At 72.6% G+C, this 8337-nt stretch carries 7 protein-coding genes and 1 pseudogene; 7 read left to right on the plus strand and 1 reads right to left on the minus strand.

Going from position 1 to position 8337, the window contains the following annotated elements; genetic code table 11:
* Positions 1 to 16 precede the first annotated feature (16 nt).
* The 7 genes from ACWC0C_RS45070 (at position 17) to ACWC0C_RS45100 (ending at position 7856) form a co-directional block, all read left to right on the plus strand.
* A complete protein-coding gene (locus ACWC0C_RS45070) occupies positions 17 to 1369 on the plus strand; it encodes a ferredoxin reductase family protein (protein WP_450870741.1) in 1353 nt (450 codons plus the stop codon).
* A 10-nt stretch (positions 1370 to 1379) separates the two neighbouring features.
* A complete protein-coding gene (locus tag ACWC0C_RS45075) occupies positions 1380 to 1835 on the plus strand; it encodes an FMN-binding protein (protein ID WP_449200317.1) in 456 nt (151 codons plus the stop codon).
* Between the two features lie 73 nt (positions 1836 to 1908).
* Positions 1909 to 3291 carry a ferredoxin reductase family protein gene (locus ACWC0C_RS45080; protein ID WP_449200318.1) on the plus strand — a complete coding sequence of 461 codons (1383 nt, stop codon included), beginning with the start codon at positions 1909 to 1911 and terminating at the stop codon, positions 3289 to 3291.
* 17 nt (positions 3292 to 3308) lie between these two features.
* Positions 3309 to 4094 (plus strand): FMN-binding protein, encoded by a 786-nt coding sequence (locus tag ACWC0C_RS45085; RefSeq protein ID WP_450870743.1) that lies wholly within the window; start codon positions 3309 to 3311, stop codon positions 4092 to 4094.
* A complete protein-coding gene (locus ACWC0C_RS45090; RefSeq protein ID WP_450870745.1) occupies positions 4087 to 4890 on the plus strand; it encodes an FAD:protein FMN transferase in 804 nt (267 codons plus the stop codon). The genes ACWC0C_RS45085 and ACWC0C_RS45090 overlap by 8 nt, the downstream gene beginning before the upstream one ends.
* A 267-nt stretch (positions 4891 to 5157) precedes the next feature.
* The gene (locus tag ACWC0C_RS45095) at positions 5158 to 6969 is read left to right on the plus strand and encodes an ABC transporter ATP-binding protein (RefSeq protein ID WP_450870746.1); all 1812 of its coding nucleotides are present in this window, start codon (positions 5158 to 5160) and stop codon (positions 6967 to 6969) included.
* On the plus strand, positions 6966 to 7856 hold the full coding sequence (locus ACWC0C_RS45100; RefSeq protein ID WP_450870748.1) for a serine/threonine-protein kinase: 891 nt from the start codon (positions 6966 to 6968) through the stop codon (positions 7854 to 7856). The genes ACWC0C_RS45095 and ACWC0C_RS45100 overlap by 4 nt, the downstream gene beginning before the upstream one ends.
* Before the next feature lie 12 nt (positions 7857 to 7868).
* On the opposite strand, the pseudogene ACWC0C_RS45105 reads toward ACWC0C_RS45100, so the two are convergent.
* Positions 7869 to 8337 (minus strand): annotated as a pseudogene (locus ACWC0C_RS45105) (hypothetical protein); the annotation flags it as partial.

The following is an 8337-nucleotide window of genomic DNA, read 5'->3' on the forward strand; positions in this document are numbered from 1 at the left end:
GAAGGGACGGCGATCGATGACCCCCGTGGATGCGTGGCGGGCGGCCCCGCCCGTGCCCGTGACCGCCCGGCGCTCCCCCGCCGGGCCGGTACTGGCACTGCTGTGGGCCGGGGCGGCGGCCGTGGTCGCGCTCTGGTGGGCGCAGACCGGTTCCGTGGTCGGCACGGCTGCCTGGCTGACCGGCGCCGGGCGGATCGCCGGGCTGCTGTGCGGGTACGCCTGTGCGGTGCTGGTCGGCCTGATGGCGCGGGTGCCGCTGCTGGAGCGGCGGATCGGCTCGGACCGGGTGGCGCGCTGGCACGCGATGGCCGGCCGGTACACGGTCTGCCTGCTCGTCGCCCATGTCGTGCTGGTCCTCGCCGGGTACGCCGCGCAGGACCGGGCCTCGCTCTGGCACGAGACGGTGACGGTCGTGCTGGACTACCCGGACATGCTCAAGGCCACCGCCGGCACGGTGATCCTCTTCGCGGTCGGCATCACCTCGGCCCGGGCCGTGCGCCGCCGTACGAGCCACGAGTTCTGGTACTACGTCCACCTGCTGACGTACGCGGCCGTGTTCCTGGCCTTCTTCCACCAGCTGACGCTGGGGAACGAGTTCAACGGCAGGCCCGTCGCCACCGCCGTCTGGTACGCCCTGTACCTGGGCGTGGCGGCCCTGGTGCTGTGGTTCCGGATCCTCGCCCCGGTCCGCCTCAACCGGCGCCACCGGCTGCGTGTGGACTCGGTCCACAGGGAGGCACCGGGTGTGTACTCGGTCGTCGTACGCGGGCGGCGCCTGGACGAGCTGGGGGCGCGGCCGGGGCAGTTCTTCCGCTGGCGGTTCCTCGGCGAGGGCATGCGCTGGACGTCGACGCCGTACTCCCTGTCGGCGCCGCCGCGCCCCGAGTTGATGCGCATCACGGTCAAGGCGCTCGGCGACCACAGCGCGGCCGTCGCCCGGCTGCGGCCGGGCACCCGGGTCTGGGCGGAGGGCCCGTACGGCTCGCTGACCGCCGACCGGGCCGCCGGCCACCGCTCCCTGCTGATCGCGGCCGGTGTCGGCGTCACCCCGCTGCGCGCGCTGTTCGAGACCCTGCCTGGCGAGGTCTCGCTGCTGTACCGGGCGCGCCGTGCCGAGGACCTGGCGCTCGGCCAGGAGCTGGAGGCGATCGCCCGCCGGCGCGGCGCGCAGGTGCTGTACGCGCTGAACGGTCCCCGGGGCGAGCGCCCGCCCCTCACGGCGCAGTCGCTGAGCGCGACCTTTCCCGGTCTGGCCGGCCACGACGTCTACATCTGCGGGCCGCACGGCTTCGCGCGGGACGTCTACGAGGCGCTACGGGCGGCCGGGGTCCCGGACCGCCGAATCCACCACGAGTCGTTCGAGCTGTGAGGCAGCACCCATGCACGCGTTGAGGAAGAACCGCCCGCTGCGCCGGATCGTGCTGGCGAGCGCCGCGACCGTCTCCGGGATGGTGTTGCTGCTGTCGTTGAAGCCGCACACGAGCCCCACCCTGACCACGGCCGAGACCAAGTCACCTGCCGTGTCGAGCAGTTCGAGCCCTTCAGGCGGCAAGACGGTCGGCCGGACCGTGACCGGCGACACCGTGCAGACCCGCTGGGGACCGGTCCAGGTGCGCGTGACGATCACGAGCGGCAGGCTCGCGGACGTGACGGCGGTGCGGTATCCGCAGGACAACCCGCGCGACCAGGAGATCAACAGCTACGCCCTCCCCCAGCTGCGGCGCGAGGCGCTGGCCGCGCAGAGCGCGGACATCGACACGGTGTCGGGCGCCACGTACACCAGCACCGGCTACAAGCAGTCCCTCCAGTCCGCGCTGGACTCGGCAGGACTGTGAGGCGGGGCCGCTGAACACTCGGCGCTCGCGGCACGTATCTGAGGGCCGACGGTCAAGTCCCCCCGGAGGAACCGTGACCACCACGCTCGCAGGCGGACGTGCCGCCCGCCGCCAGACGATGCGCCGCATCCGCCCGCGCCGCTCCCCGGCCGTACCGCTGCTGCTCGCCGTCGGGGCGGGCGCGGCGGCCGTGCTGTGGCTCTGGTGGCACAACACACCGTCCATCACCGACGACAACAGCAGGATTCTCAACGCGGGCCGGATCACGGGCCTGTTGGCCGGCTATCTGATGGCGCTGGTCGTGCTCCAGATGGCACGCGTGCCGGCGCTGGAGCGGCGGGTCGGCTCGGACCGGGTGGCCCGCTGGCACGCGATGAGCGGCCGGTACACGCTCTGTCTGATCGTGGCGCACGTGTTCCTCACCATGTGGGGGTACGCGCTGCAGGCCGGCAAGTCGCTCGGCGACATCGTGCAGCAGACCATCGACTCCATCAACCAGCTGCCCGACATGGGCAAGGCCGCCATCGGCACGGGCCTGTTCGTGCTGATCGGGCTGACGTCGATCGGCCCGGTCCGCCGCCGGTTGCCGTACGACACCTGGTACCACGTCCATCTGCTGACGTACGCGGCGGTGTTCCTGACGTTCTGGCACCAGATCACCACCGGCAACGACTTCGCGGTGGAACCGGCCGCCAAGACCTTCTGGTACGGCCTGTACGGCACGGTCACCGCGCTGGTGGTCTGGTACCGGATCCTGACCCCGATCCGGCTGAACGTCCGGCACCGGATGCACGTGGTGGCGGTGATCGAGGAGACGCCGGGCATCGTGTCGGTGCTGATCGGCGGGCGGAGGCTGCACCGGATGGGTGCGGAGGCGGGCCAGTTCTTCCGCTGGCGGTTCCTCGCGCCGGGCATGCGGTTCAGCTCGCACCCGTACTCGCTGTCGGCGGCGCCCCGCCCTGACATGCTGCGGATCACCGTGAAGGCGATCGGCGACCACAGCGCCCGGCTGCGCGAGCTGACGCCCGGCACCCGGGTGTGGGCGGAGGGCCCGTACGGCGCGATGACCGCGCAGCGCCGCAGCCGGGGCAAGGTGCTGCTGGTCGCGGGCGGGGTGGGCATCACGCCGATGCGGGCGCTGTTCGAGACGCTGCCCGGGGCGGCCGGTGACATCACCCTGCTCTACCGGGCCAACAGCACCCAGGACCTGGCGCTGTGGGACGAGCTGGCGAAGATCGCCGACGAGCGGGGCGCCCGGCTGATGTACGCGGTCAACAGCCCGGACGGCGAGCGGCCGGACATCTCCGCGGAGAACCTCCAGCGGAAGATCCCGGACGTCGACCGGCACGACGTCTTCATGTGCGGCCCGGCCGGGTTCGCGCAGTCGGTGTACGAGGCACTGCGCGGCGCGGGGGTCCCCGCCCGCCGCATCCATCACGAGTCGTTCGAGATGTGAGCGGGAGCTGTACGGAGATGAGGAAGAACCACCCCATTCGGCGGGTCATGCTGGCCAGCGCCGCGACCGTGTCCGGTGTCGTCCTGCTGCTGTCGCTGAAGCCGGCGTCCGATCCGGCCGCGGCGTCGGCGGCGGGCGCGGCCCCGCAGGCGACGGCGGCACAGCAGTCACCGCAGGGCGGTGCGCAGGCGGCCGGTTCGTCGGCCGGCACGGTGACCGGTGACGCGACGCAGACGCAGTACGGCACCGTGCAGGTACGGCTGACCGTCGCGGGCGGGAAGATCACCAAGGCGGAGGCCGTGCAGGCGCCCAAGGGCGGACTGAGCGACCAGAAGACGGCATTGGCCGTGCCCAAGCTCAACCAGGAGGCCGTCACGGCGCAGAGCGCGCAGATCGACGCGGTGTCCGGGGCGACGTACACGAGCACCGGCTACAAGAAGTCGCTCCAGTCGGCGCTGGACAAGATGAAGAAGTCCGCCGGATCCTCGACGGGGACCTCGGCCGGGTCCGGGTCGTCCGGTACCGCGCAGGCGCGTACGGTCACCGGGAAGGTCGCGCAGACGCAGTACGGTCCGGTGCAGGTGCGGATCACGGTCAGCGGTGGCAAGATCGCCAAGGCGGAGGCCGTGCAGGCGCCCAAGGGCGGACTGAGCGACCAGAAGACGGCGCTGGCCGTGCCCAAGCTCAACCAGGAGGCCGTCACGGCCGGCAACGCGGGCATCGATGCCGTCTCCGGTGCCACCTACACCAGCACCGGCTACAAGCAGTCCCTCCAGTCGGCGCTGGACCAGGCAGGTGGCTGACACGGTGGCCGAGTCGGCCGAGGCTCCCGCCGCGGTGCGTCATGCGGAGGAGGTCATGGGGACCGTCTTCTCCTTCGACGTGCGCGGCGGGGAACCCGATGCGGTGCGCGAGGCCCTGGACGCGGCCGTCGCCGCGCTGCACCGGGCGGACGCGGTCTTCAGCACCTACCGCGAGGACAGCGAGATCTCCCGGCTGGCCCGGGGTGAGCTGACCGTGGCGGAGTGCGCGCCCGAGGTGGCCGAGGTGCTGGACCTCGCGGCCGAGGCGGAACGGGTGAGCGAGGGCTGGTTCAGCACGCGCTACCGGGGCTCGCTGGATCCCACCGGCATCGTCAAGGGCTGGGCCGCCGAGCGGGCGGCGCGGCTGCTGGCGGAGGTGGCCGGGGTGCGGGGAGTGAGCGTCAACGGGGGCGGCGACGTCCAGCTGCTCGGCACGCCGGAGCCGCAGCGGCCGTGGCGGGTGGGGGTGGCTGATCCGCTCCGGCCGGGGGGTCTGGCGGCGGTGATCTCGTCGGCGGGTGTCGACGAGCTGTCGGTGGCGACCTCGGGCACGGCCGAGCGGGGCGCGCACATCGTGGATCCGCGTACGGGGAAGTCGGCGGTGACGGATCTGGTCGCGGTGACGGTGGTGGGGCCGCGGCTGACATGGGTCGACTGCTGGGCCACGGCGGCCTTCGCGATGGGCTCGCGGGCGGGGCTGGCGTGGCTGGAGTCCCTGCCGGGGGTGGAGGCCCTGCTGATCACGGCGGGCGACGAGGTGCGGTGCACCGGGGGGTTGGCGGCGCGGCTGGGCTGACCCTCCGGAAAATTCTCCCGATTCATCCAGATATTTATGCCGGAACGCCATCCAACTCCGGCCTTGAGACGTATCTCAGGTACCGGATGTTTCGGGAGGAACCATATGGCGATCTTCAGCAGGCTCATGCCGGCCCTCCACCATCACGACCACGACACCCACCACAGGAGGCATTTCACCTCAGGGCGCGACAACACGACCGAGCGCCGTCGCCGTCGTCGTCGCCGTACTCACCACCACCACAACAGTCATCGGTGGTGACCACCGATGCGGGCCGAGCGGGCCGGGGGCCGAGGGATCCGGTCCGCTCAGGCCGTCGTACCGCCCGCGCCCGCCGTGCCGCCGCGCGAGGTGTTCCGGCGGTTCTGGCCGTACACGCGCGGCGGCCGGCGCTGGCTCGTGCCGCTCGTCGTCCTCGGTGTGGCCGGACCCGCCGTCGACGCCGGCGAACTCTGGCTGTTCAAGGCGGTCGTGGACGAGGTGCTGGTCCCCCGCTGGCTGGACCCCTTCCTGTGGATCGCACCGGCCTATCTGGGGCTCGTCGTCTGCTCCGGCATGCTCGGCTTCGCCGACGATGTGACGTCCACCTGGGTCGGCGAACGCTTCCTGCTCGCGCTGCGCTCCGACGTCTTCCGGCACGTCCAGGGGCTGTCGCTCGGCTTCTTCGAACGCCGGCGGCTCGGGGACGTGCTCTCCCGGGTCACGGGTGATGTCGACGCGGTCGAGACGTTCCTGCTCTCGGGAGTGGCGGACGTCCTCTACTACGTGATCCAGCTGGGCGTCTTCCTGGGTCTGCTGTTCTATCTGCGGTGGGACCTCACCCTGCTCGCCCTGGTCATCGTGCCGCTGTTCTGGGCCGCCGCCCGGCACTTCTCCCGGCTGATCAAGGAGGCCTCGCGGGAACGCAGGAGGCGCGGCGGCTCGCTGAGCGCGATCGCCGAGGAGTCGCTGGGCAATGCGGCGCTGGTGCAGGCGTACAACCGGCAGGGGTGGGAGGAGCGCCGGTTCGACCGGGAGAACCTCGGCAGGTTCCGGGCGGCGATGGCCGCGGCGCGGATCCATGCCGTGTATCGGCCCGTCGTCGAGCTGATCGAGGTGGGCGGAGGCCTCGCGGTGATGGGGCTGGGCACCTGGAAGCTGACCCAGGGTCAGCTCACGCTGGGCGGGCTGCTCGTCTTCCTGGCCCTGATCGGCAAGCTCTACGGCCCCGTCCACGGCCTGTCCCAGCTCGGTACGACCTTTTACGCGGCCTCCGCCTCGGCCGAGCGGATCATCGAACTGCTTGACCAGCGGCCGCAGGTCGTCCAGGCGCCGGGGGCCCGCCGGCTGGGCCGGGCGCGGGGGGTGCTGGAGTTCGACGGGGTGTGGTTCCGCTATCCGGGCACCCCCTCCTGGGCGCTGTCGGACGTGTCCTTCCAGGTGGACCCGGGCGAGACGCTGGCGCTGGTCGGCGCGAGCGGGGCCGGTAAGTCGACGGTCGCCAAGCTGCAGTTGCGCTTCTACGACCCCGACCGGGGAGCGGTCCGGCTCGACGGGATCGATCTGCGGGAGCTGCGGCTGTCCGACGTACGGGAGAGCGTCGCGGTGGTGCTCCAGGAGACGCTCGTCTTCCACGGCACCGTCCGGGAGAACATCGCCTATGGCAGGCCGGGGGCGAGCGAGGCGGACATCGTCGCGGCGGCGCGCGCGGCGGACGCCCACGAGTTCATCGAAAGGCTCCCGGAGGGCTACGACACCCTGGTCGGCCAGCGCGGCCGCACCCTGTCCGGCGGCCAGTGCCAGCGCCTGGCGATCGCCCGCGCGATGATCAGGGACGCGCCGGTGCTGCTGCTGGACGAGCCGACCACCGGACTCGACGTGCGCTCGGGCCGCCGGATCATGGAGCCCCTCCGCCGGCTCATGGCCGGGCGGACGACCGTCGTCATCTCCCACAATCTGCTGACCGTCCGCGACGCCTCGCGGATCGTGGTGCTCGACCATGGCCGCGTCGTGGAACACGGCGCCCACGACGACCTGCTCCGCGGCCAGGGACCGTACGCCCGGCTGCACCGGCTGAGCACGGGCACGGTGCTGTCATGAGCGCTCCCGTGCCGGGCACCGGTGGCCCCGCGCCCCTCGTACCGGGGACGAAGCCGGCGCCGGGCTACGAGATCCTGGCGCATCTGACCCGCACCGGCTGGCTCGACGTGTACGACGCGTGGAGCGAGGAACGGGCCTGCCGGTGTGTGATCAAGACGGTGCGGGCGGACCGGCGGGGCGAGGGGCGGCTGGGTGAGCGGCTGCTGCGGGAGGGCCGGTGGCTGCGGGAGTTCAGCCATCCGCATCTGGTCCGGGGCTACGAGACCGTGGAGTCGCCCGAGCCGCTCGTCGTCCTGGAGACACTGACCGGTGAGACGCTGTCCCACCTGGTGGACCGGTTGCGGCGCCGGCCGTCCGCCGCCGATGTGGCGCTCCTCGGCGCGCAGTTGTGCTCGGTGGTCCATTACCTGCACGGCCAGGGCCTGCTGCACCTGGACCTCAAGCCGGCCAACGTGGTGGTGGAGCGCGGTCATGCGAAGGTGCTGGACCTGAGCGTGGCCCGGCCGCCCGGACCGGCGCCCGCCGGAGTGGGCACGTTCTGCTACCTCGCTCCGGAACAGGCCCGCGGCGGTCCGCTCACGGCGGCCGCCGACGTCTGGGGCATCGGGGTCACGCTGTTCGAGGTCGCGTGCGGGGATGTGCCGTTCGACTGCGGGGAGACCGTGGACGAGTCCGCCGGCGGCAGCCTCGGCAGCGACGGTACGGACGACTGGTATCCGCAGGTCGAGGAGGCGGCGCCGCCGATCGCTTCCCGGCGGCGGCTGCCGCCCGCGCTCGCCGCCGCCGTCGACGCCTGTCTGCGGGCCGACCCGGCCTCGCGGCCCACGGTCGCCGAGCTGGCCGCGGCCCTGGAGTCGACGCTGTCGCAGCGCCCCTCCGGCTCGTGACGGCCGCCCGGTTCACTGCCTCGGCTGCACGACATGGCCCATGTGCAGCTGGGCCGTGGCGAGGACGGTGCCGTCCGGTGTCGTCAGCCGGGCGCCGGAGAGGGTCGAGAGGTCGCCGGGAGCGGCCACGCCCCACTCGCCGTGTCCGGCGGCCAGGGGGAAGTCGCCGACCCGGACGGTCGTGCCGTCGGAGTGTTCCAGGAGACAGGTGACCTTGCCGGTGTACGAGCCGTGGGGGCCGGTGAGATAGACGGACACGAAGATCCAGCCGGGGGTACCGGGGTGCGCGTAGACCTCGCCGACGGGCCCGCCGGCGCCCGTGCCCGAGGTCATGTCGCCGACCAGCATGGGCTCGGACTCGGTGGCGGGCGCGATCGAGGCGACGACCTCCTCGACGGCGGTGCCGATCGCCCAGCCGGCGAAGCCGACGGCGACGGTGAGCGCGGTGGCGAGGGCCGCGAGCCGCAGCCGGGCCCGCCGC

This window comes from Streptomyces sp. NPDC001709, assembly GCF_053596375.1.

Excerpts from the sequence above, each read along its gene's own strand:
- ACWC0C_RS45070 (WP_450870741.1), top strand. The coding sequence starts at position 17 with ATGACCCCCGTGGATGCGTGGCGGGCGGCCCCGCCCGTGCCCGTGACC.
- ACWC0C_RS45075 (WP_449200317.1), top strand. The coding sequence starts at position 1,380 with ATGCACGCGTTGAGGAAGAACCGCCCGCTGCGCCGGATCGTGCTGGCG.
- ACWC0C_RS45085 (WP_450870743.1), top strand. The coding sequence starts at position 3,309 with ATGAGGAAGAACCACCCCATTCGGCGGGTCATGCTGGCCAGCGCCGCG.
- ACWC0C_RS45095 (WP_450870746.1), top strand. The coding sequence starts at position 5,158 with ATGCGGGCCGAGCGGGCCGGGGGCCGAGGGATCCGGTCCGCTCAGGCC.
- ACWC0C_RS45100 (WP_450870748.1), top strand. The coding sequence starts at position 6,966 with ATGAGCGCTCCCGTGCCGGGCACCGGTGGCCCCGCGCCCCTCGTACCG.